The sequence below is a fragment of the Natronosalvus caseinilyticus genome, assembly GCF_017357105.1.
Lineage (GTDB): Archaea > Halobacteriota > Halobacteria > Halobacteriales > Natrialbaceae > Natronosalvus > Natronosalvus caseinilyticus.
Window position 1 is genome coordinate 631056 of record NZ_CP071596.1, and the last position, 16480, is coordinate 647535.

Below are 16480 nucleotides of genomic sequence, written 5' to 3' on the forward strand. Positions count from 1 at the left end.
ACCCACCTCTCAGATCGATGTTGCCCCGTCCGGGGTCGTGCGTTCCCGGGCCGACACTGGGGAGTCGACCGATTCGACTCCACAGCCAGCGCCTGCGAACGTGCGGTCGACAGACGACAGCACTACCGACCGTGGTTCAACCGCACGCTCCGAGTCGGTGTGTGCGTCTCGTCCCGACGTCGTCAGTCGTCCATCCTCGTCCCGTGAGTGCGACTACCGCACGCACGGAATTGGGTTGTCAGCGGGGGTGGCGGCGATCGGTAACGGGGCACCCGCGGTCGCGTTCGTGAACTGGTTCACGAACCGGCCCGCATCGGACTGGGATATGGTTCTGGTGACCGTGCTCTCGCTGCTCGTCGGTGGTCTCGTCGGTATTCGTCTCGCGTACGTCCTGTCCGCTCGAGAGATTAGCGTCACCCTGGGGGGTTCACTCTCGGACCCGGCGGGCGACGAACCGACGGACGACCAGCACAGCACCGGGCACGAGTTCCACCACGCCGTCTCGGCTTCCACTCCTTCGTTGCTCCTGAGCGACGAGGGAGAAGTGATCAAACTGCTTATGCAGAACGACGGAACGCTCCGTCAACACCAGATCGCGTCGGAAACGGGATGGTCGAAGTCGAAGGTCAGTCGCATTCTCTCGGATATGCACGACGAGGGAGTGATAGAGAAGATTTCGATCGGTCGCGAGAATCACATCACGCTGGTTCCGGAGGCACAACAGGAATAACAGACAGCGCGTCTGTGCGGCGTATCGGTCGCCGTTTTGTCGATCTCAATCGCACCACCAAACCACCACCGCAATCGCACTCACCACCAATACACACCACGACTGAGTGCTCCGGTCCAGCGTTTTCTCGGTACGCGTCGAACGAATCGTCGGAGCGACCGCCGGTATCGGCTTCCATTCTTTCGATGCTTCGTTCTGGTTGCGTTCCGCTACTGGCCTGGCTCACAGTATCACCGAAGAGCGCTCCGACACTTCTGAGCCCGTCTGCAGTCGTCGCTCGAGCGACGAAACGGCTCGGAGTACCCTCCGGAAAGGGCTCTAGGAAACCCGAAGCGGCTCCTCCGGCGTACGTCCGTCGACCCATGTCGAGGACCTCGAGAACGCGCTCGAGACCCGGCCGGGTTCGACGAACGCGTCCATCTTGTCACGGACGACTAGGCCACGAGACGGAGAGAATTATCCGGCGTGTCGACACGATCTGCGAACTCCTCTCGATACCTCGGTGATGTAATGATTGCTCGAAGGAATATCGGCCGTCAGCCACCCGTCTGACGACTCGTCGGGGAGCCGACCCCCGAACGAAATCGGCGGTCTGATCGGGTCTAACCCATTGATACCGGCACCACTGATCGGTAGAACGTACGTTCGTATCCTGTGAAACAGTTTTAACAGGGAGCTATGAGGGGCCAGGATGCGTCTTACCTGAGGTATAGTAATACCGTCATTCCGTCTGGTGAACGAGTAGATGCCCACCCGCCAGCTGGCGGAGGATCACGGGTACCACACATCCATGACACGAACTAGCCGCCATCTACGCACCGCTGTCTCGACGAGCACGACCACCGACACCGACGCAGTGGTCCGGTCGACCGCTGGTCGGTCGTCTCGTTCGTCCGTCACGGCACCGCCGACCGGCGCGTCGGCTCCAGAGGTGAGCGGCTAATGTGTGGGATCATTGCGCGAGTCGGTCGCGACGACGCGACCGAGACGCTCCTCTCGTCGCTCGAGAACCTCGAGTACCGCGGTTACGACTCCGCCGGGATCGCCGTCCAGAACGGCTCCGGCGTGAAAGTCCACAAGTGCTCGGGAGAGGTCGCCGACCTCAAGTCCCGTCTCCAGACGAAACCGAGCGGGAACATCGGAATCGGCCACACCCGCTGGAGCACCCACGGGCCGCCAACGGACGCGAACGCCCACCCCCACACAGACACCGCGGGTGACGTCGCCGTCGTTCACAACGGCGTCATCGAGAACTACGACGAACTCAGGGACGAACTCCAGGCGAAGGGCCACGTCTTCAGGAGCGACACCGACACCGAGGTCATCCCGCACCTGATCGACGAGTACCGGGCCGAGACCCCCGACACGGAGACGGCCGTTCGCCGCGCCGTCTCGACGCTCGAGGGAAGCTACGCGATCGCCGCCATCGTCGACGGGGAAGAAGCCGTGTACGCCGCCCGAAAGGGATCCCCGCTCGTCCTCGGGCTCGACGCCGACGAGTGGTACCTCGCGAGCGACGTCCCAGCGTTCCTCGATCACACTGACGAGGTGATCTACCTCGAGGACGGCGACGTCGTCGTACTCGAGCCCGACAGCTACCGAATCACCGACCTCGAGGGGGCGTCGGTCGAGCGATCCGTCGACACCGTCGAGTGGGACCCCGAAGACGCCGGCAAGGGCGAGTACGACCACTACATGCTCAAGGAGATCTACAACCAACCGATCTCGCTCGCCAACACCATCGAGGGGCGAGTCGACGACGGCGAGGTCGTCCTGGAGGACCTCCCCGCGGGGACGTTCGCCGAAGTCGAGTACGTCCAGTTCGTCGCCTGTGGAACCTCCTACCACGCGGCGATGTACGGCACCCAGCAACTCCGCGAGGCCGGGATCCGGACGGAAGTCGTCCGCGCGAGCGAGTACGACTCGACCGCGGGACCGGTCTGTGAGCGAACCCTGACGGTCGCCGTCACCCAGAGCGGCGAGACGGCCGACACGCTCGAGGCGCTCCGCAGCGCCGCCGAACAGGGGGCGCGAACGCTCGCCGTCACCAACGTCGTCGGCTCGACGGCGGCGCGAACCGCAGACGACGCGCTGTACATTCGGGCGGGGCCGGAAGTCGGCGTCGCCGCGACGAAGACGTTCTCCTCGCAGGCAGTCACGCTGACCCTGCTCGGCCAGCGGCTCGCCGCCGACGTATCCGCTGCTACGCCCCGGAATGACCAGGCCGAACTCCTCGAGGACCTCGAGCAGCTTCCGGGCCAGGTCGAGACGCTTCTCGAGTCGACCGACGCGAAACGACTGGCGGCGACGTACGTCGACAGCCCGTCGTACTTCTTCATCGGGAACGACCTGGGTCACCCGGTGGCGCTCGAGGGGGCCCTGAAGTTCAAGGAGATTACCTACGAGCACGCGGAAGGGTTCGCCTCGGGCGAACTCAAGCACGGACCGCTCGCGCTCGTGACCGACGAGACGCCGATCTTCGCCACCTGTACGGGGGCAAACGACGAGAAGACCAAGACGAACGCGATCGAAGCCCAGAGCCGGGGGGCACCGATTATCGCCGTCGGCCCCGAGCGGAATCCGCTGACCGACGTCGCCGACGCCCAGCTCGAGATTCCGGAGACTCACCCCGTCTGGGCGGGGCTGCTGGCGACGGTACAGCTCCAGCTGGTGTCGTACCACGCGGCGAACCAACTCGGTCGACCGATCGACAAGCCACGGAACCTCGCGAAGAGCGTCACGGTCGAGTAGTCTCTCTTTTTCTCTCCACCCGCGTGACGTTGCACTCAGCACCACAGCTACTCTGTCATCGAACCCACAGCAAGGAACCGTCGACGAGTACCGCTCACAGCGATTGTACGGCTCGAGTCGCGAGCGGCTTAGTAGCCGTATAATGAAAGGCTGACGGTCGGTACGAGAAGTATGGATACAGCCGTCTCGAGTTCGCACTCGAGCCACGATCGACCGACACACCAGAGGTAAGAACCATGGGAAATTACGACCAACAGACGAACGAGACGCGATCGATCCACACCGGCGTACAGCTGTTACTCGTCTTCATCGGCGTCGCCTTCCTCGTCGCCGGGCTGGTACTCGCCGCAGGCGGGTCGAGCCTCATCGGATCGGATGGGCCAGTTGGCGGGCTCGCACCGTGGGATTCGGGCTCTTCGGGTGACGATGACGAATTCCAGCAGCCTGCCGAGGATGGGGATTCCGACGGGGGTGACGACTCGAGCGGCGATGGTGATAGCGATGGCGGCGAGCAGACCGAAGACGGATCGGACGGTGATGGGACGAATACTGACGGTGACAGCGGCGACGGCGACGGCGGAGACGGCGGAGACGGCAGTGACGGCGACAGCGGAGACGGCAGTGACGGCGATGGCAGTGATGACGACGGTGGCGACGGCAGCGACGAGGATAGTAGTGACGGTAGTGATGACGACGGTGGCGACGGTGACGGCAGCGATGGTAGTGACGGTAGTGATGATGATGGCAGCGACGGTGACAGCGGCGACGGCGACGGCGACAGCGGCGACGATAACGACAGCGACGGTGGCGACAACAACGACACTGACGACGGCAGCGACGGTGGCGATGGAGACACGTCGACCCTCAGCCTCATCGTCGAAGACGAGGACGGCAACCCGATCGAAGGCGCCACCGTCAACGTCGAGGACGACGGGATGATCTTCGGATACAGTGAAGAGAAATCGACCGACGGAAACGGGTTCGCGGAGTTCGAACTCGAGGACGGCGAGTACGAGGTCACCGTGACCGCGGACGGCTACGAGGGTGCCCAGACCACCATCGAGATGTCCGGCGACGACGAGATGCTCATCGCCACGCTCCAGGAGTCAGGCGATAGTGACGGAGACAATGAGACGACCGATGACAACGAAACCGACAGCTAACACCAGATAATTTCGGATCTGGTAACCGATCGCACTCGAGCGTCTATTCTCGCAGTAATTCGATCGCTTTCGAAACGAGTTACGGAATCGACTCGAGAGACGTCGCTCGAGGGGTCTACATCGAGAAATATCAGGGATCTCCACCGATCATCAGCCGCCGACGGCCCTGAAATCAGGCGTCCCGCCCCAGTTCCGCGAGCAGGTGGCCGACGTGAATGCGATCGCTCGCGCCTTCGGTCATCTCGAACTCGACGTCCGCCGCGAGGCGATGCATCCGCGCGAGCGCCTCGCCCTGGTAGCGCTTCCTGGCGACGGTCAGGATTTCCTCGAGGACCTCCCCACCGTCGAGTCCCTCGTCGACGAGCAACTCGTCGAGCGTCGACCGGGCGTCGGTGAACGCGCCCGCCTCGGCGTCGTCGAGCATGGACTCGACCTCGTCGCCGTAGCCGACGGTCCCGATCGTCTCGTAGGCCGTCGACATGGTGAGTTCGCCCTCGGTTTCGACGGTCGTCTGGGCCGCCAGGATCGCCCGCCGGAGGTTACCGTCGGCGTAGCCTGCGACGAACTCGAGGCCGTCTCGGTCGTAGTCGACGTCTTCGGCCTCGACGATCCGCTCCAGGACGGTGACCGTCTCCTCGCTCGAGGGCGCGCGCATCGAGACGGGGAAACACCGCGACCGGATCGGCGGGATGAGTTTCGTGGGCTGGCGCGTCGCGAGGACGAACTGGGTCGTCCGGTGGTGCTGTTCCATGATTCGGCGTAGCGCCTGCTGGAAGTCCTCGCGAACGGCCTCGGCGTTGTCGAGGAGGACGGTCTTGTACGACCCCGAGACGGGGGCGTAGCTCGCCGATTCCTTGAGGACGTGGTTGATCATGTCGCGTTTCGACATCGACGACCGGCCGGTCAGGAAGTGCGCGAACCGGGGGTCGTTCTTGATCTCGGTCTTCGTCCGCCCGAAGAAGTCCGCGACGTTGATGATGATCAGGTCGTTGTCCGGGTCGTCGTGTGCTGCCGCTGCGAGTGCCTTCGCCGCCGCCGTCTTCCCGCTTCCAGGCGGGCCCTGCAGGATGAGGTTGATCGGCTCCTCGACGGCGCGCTCGAGGTACGCACGAGCGTCGTCCTGGGGCAACTCCTCGAGAGTCGGCGCGTACGTTTCCGTCCACAGCGGCGCGTCCATCGCCTGCCCGTAAGGAGGGACGAGGTAAGAATCGGTCGGTTAGCGGGTAGCGGGTAACAGTTAGTAATTAGCTGTCGCGATCAGCGCCTCGGACGCTACCTCTCCTGGATCTGGTCCTCGTCCGACGGGAGCGCCGCTTGAATGCGATCGCCGTCGATCACGATCGGATCGGCGTTCGGGAATCCCTCTTCCTCGTCGTACTCGTCCGGTTCGCCCGAGTAGAGCACGACGAACAGGGTTTCCTCGCCCTCGGCGTCGAACTCGAGGGTGACGTTCTCGTGGGTCCCCGCCGAGAGGTTCTCGCTCATCCCACGAACGGCCTGGGACTCGTTTTCGACCGTCAGGAACCCGTCTTCGGGGAGCGTGACGTTGACGGTTACCGTCGACTCGTTCGCCTCGAGTACCTCGAGTTCGGGGGGCGTGTCGTACTGGATGGTGAGTGTGTCGAGCTGGCCGTGGTCGGTCGTATAGATGCCAATCGTCCGGTCACCGGGCTCGAGCGACGCCGTCTCGAGTTCGAAGCTGACGGTGGTGGTCTCCCCGGCCTCGAGGGAGACGATCTTTCGCTCGAGCACCTCGCCGTTGACGCGAATCTCGACGTGCTGGCGATTCTCGACGTCCCGTGGGTTGCGGATCTCGCCCTCCACGGTGACGGTTTCGTTAGTCGTCGCCGTCGTGGGAAGTGAGAGCGATTCCACCTGGAACGAGCCGGTCGGGGCGTCGCCCTCGCTCTCGTTCAGGGTGACGCTCGCGGTGTCGCTGACCGGGTAGCCGTCCCCGATGTACGGTCGGTCCTCCTCGCGGTCGCTCTCTTCGAACATGTAGGTCCCCTCGTTCGCCGTGTCCTGGTGGACCGTCGCTGTGAGCTGCCCGACGAGGTCGCCGCTGTCCTCGTCGTCCTGCGCGATCGTGACATTCTCGTGTGTGCCGGAGTCGAGGCGGTCGGAGACCGCGACCGTCTCGCCGGCGCTGTTCGTGATGACGATGAACCCCCCGTCGGAGAGCGTGACCGACTCGACTTCGACGCTCGAGCCGTTGGTCGTCTGATCGGAGAACGTGATCGACGCCTCGGGTTCTTCTTCGACGCCGAACAATGCCGGCGCCTGGCCAACGGCGAGTCCGGCGGCGAGAACGACGGCGATAGCGACAAGTAGCGCGAGCAGCAGTTTGGCCGTTCCGAGGGAGAGGTTCGAACTCATCGAAGCTTCGGGTACACTGTCATACGAGACACACACGGTAAAATGACCGGTTCGTTCCCATCGAATTGTCGGTGTAGTCGTCGGATACCGGGTCGATCGGTTACGTCGACTCCATCGCCCCGCTCTCGAGGTCGGATGCGCCGACGGCCGGATTCGGATCCGAAGCGGGTTTAGCCCCAGCGGACTGATCACGGACCAATGACACTGTGCGTGACGTTCCTCGGGACGAGCGGGGCGATTCCGACGACCGGTCGGAACCCGACCAGCCTCTTCGTCGCCCGCGAAGGTGAGCAATTCCTGTTCGACGCCGGCGAGGGGACCCAGCGCCAGATGATGCGCTTCGGAACCGGGTTCTCGGTCTCGCACCTGTTCGTCACGCACACCCACGGCGACCACGTCCTCGGGATTCCGGGCCTCCTCCAGACGATGGCGTTCAACGACCGCGAGGATCCGCTGGCGATTCACTGCCCGCGCGGGACGCGCCGTCACCTTCGGTCGCTCGTCTCGCTGCTCGGCAACCGACCCTCGTTTCCGGTCCGCATTGACGAGGTCGACGACGGGAGCGTTGCCTACCGCGGTGACGACTACAAGGTGCGGGCGTTCGACACCGACCACGACACCCGATCGGTCGGCTACGCGCTGGTCGAGGACGACCGGAAGGGCCGCTTCGACCGCGAGCGAGCCGAGGAACTCGGCGTCCCCGTCGGCCCCGCCTTTTCCAGACTCCACGAAGGCGAGCCGGTCGAACTCGAGGACGGCACCGTCGTCCGGCCCGAACAGGTCGTCGGCGAGCCACGTCCCGGCCGGTCGCTCGTCTACACCGGCGACACGCGCCCGACCGAGGCGACTCTCGAGGTTGTCGACGAACCCGACCTGCTGATCCACGACGCGACGTTCGCCGACGACTGGGCCGAGCGCGCCGACCACACCGCTCACTCGACGGCGCGACAGGCCGGCCGGGTCGCCAGCCAGGCCGGGGCGAAACAGCTCGCGCTGGTCCACCTCTCCTCGCGGTACGCCGGCCAACCGACGCCCCACCTCGCGGAAGCCAGGGAAGCCTTCGACGGTGATCCGGAGGCCGTCTCAATCCCCGACGACGGGGACTCCCTGAAGATTCCGTATCCGGACGAGTGAGGCGGTGCTCGAGAAGCGACGAGTCGACCACTCGAGGCGACGAGCGAGGGCGATTCATTGAGCCGATGGCGGGAAGCGTTCGGCTACTAACAAGCGCATAAACCAAACACGTCGAAAAATTGATAGGATCTTAACAAGACGGTAGGCGAATTTAGATTCAGTTCATCGACTTTACCTTCGTAATTGCTATATAACTCATCGTCGACCGGCCGATATGGTGAGTACGCAGTGTTAGAGTACATCAAACCCTTCACCGACATCGCCTTTCCGGCGGTGTACATTCTGTTCTTCGTCGGGACGATCGCCACCCTGGCGCTCGCTAACCGTCGCCTCGTCAGGAAGGCCTGGCTGGCGTGTTTTTTCGCCTTGCTGCTGGCAGTGACGGTCGTCGGGATGACAGTCATGCCTGCCGTCGAGATGCACAAGTTCTCCCAGCCCAACAGCGAGGAGATGACGTACTACGAGATTCGCATCGTCGACTCGGCCGGGAACGAACTCGAGCTCGACGACCGCGCCACCCCGCCGATGACCGGGTCGCGAACGTCGTCGGTCGCCGGGTCGATGGCCTACGACTACACCGACGAGGAACGAATGGAGATGGGCAGATTCTACATGCAGAGCGTCAACGACTATCGACAGACGATCGAATCGGGCGGGCCGCCAGCCTACGAGGCGCTGAAGCCGCCGCGCTACGTCGACGACCAGCAGTGGACCGCCGAGCAACTCGAGACCTACGAGGAGTTCGAGTCGATCCGAATCTACGAACGGACCATAGTCGTCAACGAGGAGAGCGACGCGGTCGAGCGCAACGAGGAAACGCACCTCGTGACGATCAACGTCGCGAACGAGACAATTACCGAGAACGAGACCGCAATCGAGGGTGAGTCTGCATGAGCGCGTTCGTCAACTACTTCGACGACGATACCCGATCCACGCCGATCAACCTCGCCGTCGTTCGCGTCCTTCTCGGATCGTGGGTGCTCTGGCGGATGGTCTCGCTCGACTGGAACTTTTACGGAGAGTGGCCCCGCCACTTCAACCCGCCGATCGCCTACCTCCACCAGGACATCTTCTTCACCCTGCTGCCGTACCTGCGGTGGGTTCTCGCGGGGTTGTTGATCCTGTTCATCGTCGGCTACAAGACCCGGTGGTCCGGTGGGTTCGCCAGTCTCCTGATGATGCACATGCTGGCAGTCAAGTCGACGATTTACCTGTCGGGGACCATCGAGTCGCTGTTCGCCTGTGCGTACATGATCCTCCTGTTCGCACTGTTCTGCGAGGACGACGTGCTGTCGGCGGACACCGTGATCGAAACGAAGGAGAAGTCGATCGACCAGCTGAACACGTTCCTGAAAGAGGGGAGCGACGCAACCCACCGGGCACGTGCCCTGAAGTGGGGCCTGCTCGTCATCGGTGTGCTCTACTTCGGATCCGCCTGGGGCAAGTTCATGAACGGGCCGATCGACATCTGGTTCTCCGGCACCGACCTCCAGCGCGACATCCTTCGCGGTCAGGAGATGACCGGCATGGTACGGCCGCTCGCCCAGCCCATCCTCGAGTACGACGTGCTGGCCTGGCTCGGGTTCCTCGGCACCGGCCTGGTCCAGGTGTCGCTCATCGTCGTCGTCCTGCTGGGCCTGCCGATCACGCTGTCCGCGCTCGGCCTGATCGGCTTCCACCTCGCCGTGGTCGCGACGCTGGGGCTGTACTTCATCGACATGATCCTCGTCCTCTCGCTGTTCGCCGCCTGGGACGTCGCTTACCGGTGGCTCGCCGCGGACGCGGACGACCGTGTCACGCTGGTGTACGACGAGCGCTGTTACTTCTGCGCCCGGAGCCTCTATCTCTTCAAGTACCTCGACGTCAACGACTCCGTTCGATTCCGCTCGCAGTCGGACGCGCCGCGGGAACTCGTCGACCGCGACGGCGTCGACCTCGACGAGGAGATGTACCTGTTCCGTGACGACGAGGCCTACGGCGGCTACGAGGCGTTCCGCCAGCTGTTCAAACAGTTCCGAATCTTCGCCCCGGTCACCCTCCTGATGGCACTCCCGCCAGTCAGGATGGTCGGCAACCGCGTCTACGCCTACATCGCGCGCAACCGGAGTCGCCACTTCGTCTGCAGTATCGACGCCGAGCAGTCCTGAGCCGTTTTTTCGTCCTCGCGTCGGATTTATACGTCGTTCCGCCCTATACTGCGCCGTGAGTACGCGAACGAACGCACTCGACGCGGTCGTCTTCGGCGTCGACGTTCAGAGCGGTGACGTTCGCGGCGACGCGCCCTCCTACGCACTCGTCGTCCACGACGGCGACGAGGACGGCCTCAAGCGAGACGTCGTCTCCCACCGGAAACTGCGCCGCCTGATCGCCGACGTCGAGCCGGCCATCGTCGCGACCGACAACATGTACGAACTGGCCGCGGACAAGGACCAGTTGATCCACTTTCTCGGGTCGCTTCCCGCCGGGACCAAACTCGTCCAGGTGACCGGCGACGAACGACCCGAGTCGCTCTCGCGGGTCGCGAAGCGTCACGGGGTCCCCTACGGCAAGGAGCCCATGAAAGAAGCCGAGGCCGCGGCCCGCCTGGCGGCACACAGCGTCGGCCACGAGGTGTCGGCCTTCACCGACACCACCGAGGTCAAGGTCTCGAGGGGCCGCTCGACCGGGAAGGGCGGCTGGAGCGCCGATCGTTACACCCGCCGAATCCACGGCTCCGTCAAGCGCCGCGCCCGCGAGGTCGAGAGCGCCCTCGAGGACGCCGGCCTCGCGTTCGAGCGCGAAGTCCGGGAGGCCTACGGCGGGTTCGCCAACGCGGTGTTCACCGTCGACGCCCGCCCCCAGGACATTCCGGTGTCGAACGAGCGCTCGGGCGATGTGCGCGTCGAGATCGAACGGGAACGACGCGACGGGATCGAGTTTCGCCCGCTCGCGAAGCGCCGCGATCACGTGGTCGTCGGCGTCGACCCCGGGACGACCACCGCGGTCGCCATCGTCGGCCTCCAGGGCGAGGTGCTCGACGTCTGGAGTTCGCGAACGAATACCATGGCCGACGTGATCGAATGGATCGTCGAGCGCGGCCGTCCGGTGATCGTCGCCGCGGACGTGACGCCCATGCCCGAAACCGTCGAGAAGATCCGCCGGAGCTTCGATGCGGCGGGCTGGACGCCCCAGCGAGACCTGCCCGTCGACGAGAAACAGCACCGCACCGCGGACGAACCGTACGACGACGACCACCAGCGCGACGCGATGGCCGCCGCCCTCTACGCCGTCGACGCCCACGAGGATCAGTTCGAGCGCATCGCGCGCAAACTCCCCGCCGGAATCGACCGCGGCGAGGTGACCGCCCGGGTCGTCGCCGGCGGCGAGACCGTCGAGACCGTCCTCGAGGACCTGATCGAGGACGAAGAGGGCGACGAAGAGGAGAACGAACACCAGCCTCGAGAGCTGACGGCCGAGGAACGGCGCATCCGCGACCTCGAGCGCCAGGTCGAACGTCTTGAGGGCCACGTCGAGACCCTCGAGGGCCGAATCGAGGACCGGGACGACCAGATCGAGGACCTCGAGGCGGAACTCGCCGTCACCCGCCGAGAGGAACGCCGCCAGATCCGTAAAGAGCGCGAGGTGAGCCGCCTCGAGCGCAAGGCCGACCGCCTCGAGAGCGAGCGCGACGAGGCCCTCGAGGAGAAAGTCGAGCGGATGAAGACGCTCTGGAAGCTCGATCACTCGAACTTCGCGGACGTCTCCGAGAAGAAGGCCGGCCTCGTGCCCGTGAAGGTGATCGAAAAGTTCACGAAGGGGGCGATCCGGGCGGCAGAGGAGGCCTACGGTATCGCGGCCGGCGACGTGGTCTACGTGCGCGACGCCAGCGGCGCGGGACGCTCGACCGCGGAGCTCCTGGCGAGTTTCGAACCGCGAGTCGTCCTGAAGAACGGCAACCTCTCGGAGATCGCCGACGCGATCCTCTTCGACCGCGAGATTCCCGTGGGTCCCGCCGACGCCGTGGCAATGCAGGAGGTGGACGAACTCGCGGTCGCCCGCGAATCGGACGTCGAGGCAGTCATCGAGGACTGGCACGACCGGGCGCTCGAGCGCGAGCGCGATCAGAAAGCGGAGATGGTCGATCGGCTCATCAGCGAGCACCGAGCGGGCGATAACGAGGCCTGACCGGGCTCGGCGTGTCAGTCTCGAGCTCTAGACCATCCCGAACGACTGGAGCACGCCCGTCACCAGCGACTTGACGACGAGGGCGACCCCGATGAGCATGAGGGCGAGGCCGCCAGCGATCAGGTAATTCTGGGTGGCGATCAGGGCGATTCCGGCGATCGCGAGGATCACGCCGAGGATCCCGAGCGGACCGAGATTTTTGCGCATACCCGCTGTGGACAGTCGATACTCTTAATCACGGTGGTTTGTGAGCGTGCTCGAGTCGAAACGAGGGGCGGTTTTCGGAACCCGATTCCGACCGCCGAATGTCGAATCTCGAGCGTCGAACCTCGAGCACCGAGCGTCAGCCCCCGAACGCGAATGCGCGTAAGCGAGACACTTAACCGACGACCGACCCTAGAACCGATGGGAGAGAGAGCCTGGCTGCCGCGATGGCCGGTCCGGAAACGGGTCGGCCACCCAACGCGAGCCCTCGTTTTCGGGCGCTCGCGCCCGCGAGGAAAGTCCCCCCACCCGTCGGGCGGGTGACCGGACGCAAGTCCGGAGCGGGAGACCGCTGGCTCTGGAACAGCAACGACACGTCTCGGCCCGATCGATGATGCGCGCGAACCCAACCGCGAGGACGGGGAGCTAACCCGCAGAGAGCGCGTGGCCGCCTTGCGGCCACGGTGGGGCGGACAGCCGCCCTACGGACGGCCGAGGATCGATGGAACGGCGAATCCTCACCGGTGCAAGTCCGCGTCGAGGTAGCCCGACAGGACCGCCGCAGGCGGGCGGCGCGGACGCTCAGCCGAATGCCGGGTCGAACAGAAGGGGGCTTACTCCTCTCACCCAGTTTTACACCCTCGAGAGCAACCAGTGTCGAACCACCGTCTCGGTTATGGCACCCGGGTCACACCGCAAATAGGGAAAGTAGAACGTGTGCGTTTCGCCCGGCTCGAGTTCGGCACCGGCCGAATCGTTGAACACGACGGTCCCATCCTCGAGCAGCGCCTCGACGACGACTCCGGCATCGCCGGTTTTCGCCTCCGTCGCGTTCCGGAGCGTGACCGCAGCCCCGTAGACGGGGTCGCCGTCGGCCGTCCCCAGCTGACCCCACCCCTTCTCGACGAGCGTCGACCCGTCTTCGACTGTCGGGCCCGGACCCGACGTTCCGCCGTCCGGTTCCGCGAGCGTGTATCGGTCGACGGCGTCCGCGTTCCCCTCCGTCGTGACGATCTCGAAGAGGTACGTCTCCCGACTCCGCCTGAAGAGCGACCGACTCTCGATGACACGCTCGCCGTCGCTGCGTTCGAACGTCGCCCGTACCGTTTCCATGTGACTACCGGGACCGTCGAACTCGATGCGTCCGCGAACCCCGTATCGATCGGTCGCGCTGTCGTCGAAGAAGTGGTGATCCGCGATCGTGCCATCCGGATTACTCTCGATGCGCCCGTTGCGATCCTCGCCGTCGACGCAGATCGGCGTCGCCGACCGGTCGAACGATTCCTCGGCGACCACCTCGTCGGACCAATTTTCCGGCGGCGCGAGTGCCGAACTGGTCACGTTGGTCGCGTCGTCGTCACCGAGGTCGGGGACGCTCGAGAGACACCCTCCGACGAGACCAGACCCGAGCGTCGCGAGGTACGGTCGACGTTTCACGACGTAAACTATAGCACGATGGTAGAAAAGGGCACCTCAATCTCAAACTTCGGTTGCACCTACAGTAGCCCCGGAAGTCGTAGCCTGCTACCCGCCCCGACGCGAGACGGGAGCTTTAACGCCTCGCGCCGGAAAGCGAGGGTATGTCGAATCCGTTCGGAATCGTCCCCGACGAGGCCATCCTCGAGGGACGAGCCACCGACGCCTACTTCGAGCGCACGCGGGCGACCCTCGAGCACGCGAATCGAAATCCCCGCGTCGTCGCGGAAGTGACGGCCGACCAGTTTCCAACAGGGGAGTTCGAGGTCTTCGCGGGCGTCCACGACGTCGCGACGCTCTTCGAGGGCCGCGACGTGGACGTCGACGCCCTCCCCGAGGGCACGCTGTTCGACGGCGGTCCGGTCATGCGCATCGAGGGACCGTACCTCGAGTTCGCGGAACTCGAGACCTCCCTGCTGGGCTTTCTCTCCCAGCCCAGCGGGTTCGCGACGGCGGCGCTCGAGGCCCGATTCGCCGCGCCCGACTCCCAGGTCCTCTCGTTCGGCGCGCGCCACGTCCACCCCGCTATCGCCGGGAGCGTCGAACGCTCGGCCCTGCTCGCCGGACTCGACGGCTTCTCCCACGTCGCCGCGGGCGACATCCTCGAGCGCGAGGCCGGGGGGACGATGCCCCACGCGCTGCTGTTGATCTTCGGTGAGGGGAACCAGGACGACGCCTGGACAGCCTTCGACGAGGCCGTCCCCGAGGACGTCCCTCGAGTCGCCCTAGTCGACACCTTCTGGGACGAGAGCACCGAGACCCTGCTCGCCGCCGAGACCCTCGGGGACCGCCTCGACGGGGTTCGCCTGGATACCACGGGCTCACGACGTGGCGACTTCCGGCACATCGCCCGCGAGGTCCGCTGGGAACTCGACGCCCGCGGTCGCGAGGACGTCGACATCTTCTGTAGCGGCGGGCTGACCCCGGAGACGATTCGGGAACTCCGGGACGTCGCCGACGGCTTCGGCATTGGGAGCTACGTGACGGGCGCCGACAGCGTCGACTTCGCGCTCGACATCGTCGAAATCGAGGGCGAGATGACCTCGAAACGCGGGAAGCTCTCGGGGGACAAGCAGGTCTACCGCACCGCCGAGGGCGGCCACGAGGTCCGGCTGGCTGACCAGCCCGTTCCCGAGAACGGCGATGCGCTGCTCGAGCCGTTGGTTCGCGACGGCGAGATTGTCCGCGAGGCGGACCTCGAGGCGGCGACCGAGCGGTGTCTCGCCGATGCGGAAGCGGTCGGGTTCAGGAACGACGGCTGAGCGGCTACTCCCAGTCTCGAACTCGCGTCGATCGCTCGTCTATGTTACTGGCCGCCTCGAGGCCCGCTCACTCGTCGACCTGGACGTCCACCCGGGGGACGAAGGGGCCGAAGTCCGCGGTCTTGCTGGCGATCGTCGCAATTCTGAAGGTGTAGACCAGCAGGACGACGAACGGCAGGAACGCGAGCGTGACCGCGACGCTCACGACGACGACGAGCGCGAGCGTGCTCTCGAGGGCCGCGATTATCGCCGGGTACGTCATCATGAACAGGCCGCCGCCGAGCAGCGTCGGGAACCCCACGTACAACAGGAGCTTCGAGAGGTGGGCGAGTTCGTGTTGCATGTACAGCGTCTTGAACGACTGACGAGCGACGGCGAGGTAGCCGAGCAACTCGATCAGCGAGTCGAGGGTCTCGAGGGCCTCCATCGAAAGTTCGTCCGCGTACCGGGCTCGAATCGTCCGGGCGGCATGGAGGTGCGCCCCGTTGAAGTGACCCAGGACCGCCGAGAGCGCATCGAACGTCCCGAATTCCGCAGTCTCGAGCGTTTTCGCAACGGTCTCGCCTTCCTCCGTGACGGCTCCCGCGAACGTCTCGAGGCTCGCGGCGACGGCACCGTCGGCGTCCGTCGCAGCCGACTCGAGGTCGCCCACCTCTGCCACGACGGCGTCAACGATGAGCCGGAGGAACTCGGCAGGCGCGGCCGGACTGACCGGCGTCTCGGTCGCGTCTTCGACCGTTCGTCGGAAGTCGGTCATCGCCTCGTAGCGTTCCTGCAGGTCGCCGGTCCACCCCAGTTCCTGGGAGAGGACGAGCTGGTTGATCGCGAGGACGATGGTGATGAACGGCAGCGTGCCGCCCACGATGGCACCGACGAGCGTCGTCGCCGTGTCAGGGTTCGTGACCGGGATCCAGCCGGCGGCGCCGATCGCCAGACAGACGGTGAACACCAGTCCGGCACAGAGGGCCGTCAGCACGTAGCGATTCCCGTCGAGTAAGATCCAGCGCTGGGCTGGCGACTCGCGCAGTCGTTCGTGGACGAGGTCGCTCTGGGTCTTCGTCTCGTCGATCGCTCGCTCAGCGCCCATGGGTCGGGGTCAACGACCGTCGAAAAAAGCGTGTGTCTTCGTTGCAGTCGATGGCTCGAGTTTCGAGCGTGATCTCCGCCTGGATCGACCCTCTGTGCGTGGATTTATGGCTCGAGGGCGGCTAGTTTTATCT

The 16480-nt window shown here is 65.0% G+C and carries 13 protein-coding genes and 1 other RNA gene; 9 read left to right on the forward strand and 5 right to left on the reverse strand.

Annotation, left to right across the window (positions count from 1 at the left end):
* Positions 1-325: 325 nt before the first annotated feature.
* The 3 genes from J1N60_RS03060 to J1N60_RS03070 all read left to right on the forward strand — a co-directional run bounded on the left by J1N60_RS03060 (position 326) and on the right by J1N60_RS03070 (position 4644).
* Positions 326-730, forward strand: a complete 405-nt coding sequence (locus J1N60_RS03060) for a helix-turn-helix transcriptional regulator (protein WP_312910620.1) — start codon at positions 326-328, stop codon at positions 728-730.
* A gap of 942 nt (positions 731-1672) precedes the next feature.
* The gene (gene glmS / locus J1N60_RS03065) at positions 1673-3481 is read left to right on the forward strand and encodes a glutamine--fructose-6-phosphate transaminase (isomerizing) (RefSeq protein ID WP_312910621.1); all 1809 of its coding nucleotides are present in this window, start codon (positions 1673-1675) and stop codon (positions 3479-3481) included.
* 236 nt (positions 3482-3717) lie between these two features.
* Positions 3718-4644, forward strand: a complete 927-nt coding sequence (locus J1N60_RS03070; protein WP_312910622.1) for a carboxypeptidase-like regulatory domain-containing protein — start codon at positions 3718-3720, stop codon at positions 4642-4644.
* A 172-nt stretch (positions 4645-4816) separates the two neighbouring features.
* Here J1N60_RS03070 and J1N60_RS03075 read toward each other — a convergent pair whose 3' ends face one another.
* Both J1N60_RS03075 and J1N60_RS03080 read right to left on the reverse strand, forming a co-directional pair.
* Entirely contained in the window at positions 4817-5821 is a 1005-nt protein-coding gene (locus J1N60_RS03075) for an AAA family ATPase (protein ID WP_312910623.1), read from the reverse strand.
* Positions 5822-5916: 95 nt separating this feature from the next.
* A complete protein-coding gene (locus J1N60_RS03080; RefSeq protein ID WP_312910624.1) occupies positions 5917-7020 on the reverse strand; it encodes a DUF7282 domain-containing protein in 1104 nt (367 codons plus the stop codon).
* A 198-nt stretch (positions 7021-7218) separates the two neighbouring features.
* Here J1N60_RS03080 and rnz point away from each other — a divergent pair, with 198 nt between their 5' ends.
* The 4 genes from rnz to J1N60_RS03100 all read left to right on the forward strand — a co-directional run bounded on the left by rnz (position 7219) and on the right by J1N60_RS03100 (position 12318).
* Positions 7219-8154 carry a ribonuclease Z gene (gene rnz, locus J1N60_RS03085; RefSeq protein ID WP_312910625.1) on the forward strand — a complete coding sequence of 312 codons (936 nt, stop codon included), beginning with the start codon at positions 7219-7221 and terminating at the stop codon, positions 8152-8154.
* A gap of 228 nt (positions 8155-8382) precedes the next feature.
* On the forward strand, positions 8383-9048 hold the full coding sequence (locus J1N60_RS03090) for a hypothetical protein (protein WP_312910626.1): 666 nt from the start codon (positions 8383-8385) through the stop codon (positions 9046-9048).
* Complete coding sequence (locus J1N60_RS03095; RefSeq protein WP_312910627.1) at positions 9045-10301, forward strand: thiol-disulfide oxidoreductase DCC family protein; 1257 nt, start codon at positions 9045-9047, stop codon at positions 10299-10301. Before J1N60_RS03090 ends, J1N60_RS03095 begins: the two co-directional genes overlap by 4 nt.
* A 55-nt stretch (positions 10302-10356) precedes the next feature.
* Positions 10357-12318: a DUF460 domain-containing protein gene (locus tag J1N60_RS03100; protein ID WP_312910628.1), complete on the forward strand. Its 1962-nt coding sequence runs from the start codon at positions 10357-10359 to the stop codon at positions 12316-12318.
* Between the two features lie 27 nt (positions 12319-12345).
* On the opposite strand, the gene J1N60_RS03105 is transcribed toward J1N60_RS03100, so the two are convergent.
* Positions 12346-12525, reverse strand: a complete 180-nt coding sequence (locus tag J1N60_RS03105) for a DUF7470 family protein (protein ID WP_253431304.1) — start codon at positions 12523-12525, stop codon at positions 12346-12348.
* Between the two features lie 200 nt (positions 12526-12725).
* On the opposite strand from J1N60_RS03105, the gene rnpB reads away from it, so the two are divergent.
* Positions 12726-13151, forward strand: an RNA gene (rnpB, locus tag J1N60_RS03110) — RNase P RNA component.
* 4 nt (positions 13152-13155) lie between these two features.
* Here rnpB and J1N60_RS03115 read toward each other — a convergent pair.
* Entirely contained in the window at positions 13156-13959 is an 804-nt protein-coding gene (locus tag J1N60_RS03115) for a hypothetical protein (protein WP_312910629.1), read from the reverse strand.
* Between the two features lie 143 nt (positions 13960-14102).
* On the opposite strand from J1N60_RS03115, the gene J1N60_RS03120 reads away from it, so the two are divergent.
* Positions 14103-15260, forward strand: coding sequence for a nicotinate phosphoribosyltransferase (locus J1N60_RS03120; RefSeq protein ID WP_312910630.1), 1158 nt, complete (start codon positions 14103-14105; stop codon positions 15258-15260).
* A 67-nt stretch (positions 15261-15327) separates the two neighbouring features.
* Here the strand turns inward: J1N60_RS03120 and J1N60_RS03125 are convergent, their stop codons facing one another.
* Positions 15328-16347, reverse strand: coding sequence for a DUF7972 family membrane protein (locus J1N60_RS03125; protein ID WP_312910631.1), 1020 nt, complete (start codon positions 16345-16347; stop codon positions 15328-15330).
* Between the last annotated feature and the right edge of the window lie 133 nt (positions 16348-16480).

Bases quoted from the DNA above. Each gene is read 5' to 3' on its own strand.
- J1N60_RS03060 (WP_312910620.1), top strand. From the start codon at position 326: ATGGTTCTGGTGACCGTGCTCTCGCTGCTCGTCGGTGGTCTCGTCGGT.
- glmS (WP_312910621.1), top strand. From the start codon at position 1,673: ATGTGTGGGATCATTGCGCGAGTCGGTCGCGACGACGCGACCGAGACG.
- J1N60_RS03070 (WP_312910622.1), top strand. From the start codon at position 3,718: ATGGGAAATTACGACCAACAGACGAACGAGACGCGATCGATCCACACC.
- J1N60_RS03075 (WP_312910623.1), bottom strand. From the start codon at position 5,821: ATGGACGCGCCGCTGTGGACGGAAACGTACGCGCCGACTCTCGAGGAG.
- J1N60_RS03080 (WP_312910624.1), bottom strand. From the start codon at position 7,020: ATGAGTTCGAACCTCTCCCTCGGAACGGCCAAACTGCTGCTCGCGCTA.
- rnz (WP_312910625.1), top strand. From the start codon at position 7,219: ATGACACTGTGCGTGACGTTCCTCGGGACGAGCGGGGCGATTCCGACG.
- J1N60_RS03095 (WP_312910627.1), top strand. From the start codon at position 9,045: ATGAGCGCGTTCGTCAACTACTTCGACGACGATACCCGATCCACGCCG.
- J1N60_RS03105 (WP_253431304.1), bottom strand. From the start codon at position 12,525: ATGCGCAAAAATCTCGGTCCGCTCGGGATCCTCGGCGTGATCCTCGCG.
- J1N60_RS03120 (WP_312910630.1), top strand. From the start codon at position 14,103: ATGTCGAATCCGTTCGGAATCGTCCCCGACGAGGCCATCCTCGAGGGA.
- J1N60_RS03125 (WP_312910631.1), bottom strand. From the start codon at position 16,347: ATGGGCGCTGAGCGAGCGATCGACGAGACGAAGACCCAGAGCGACCTC.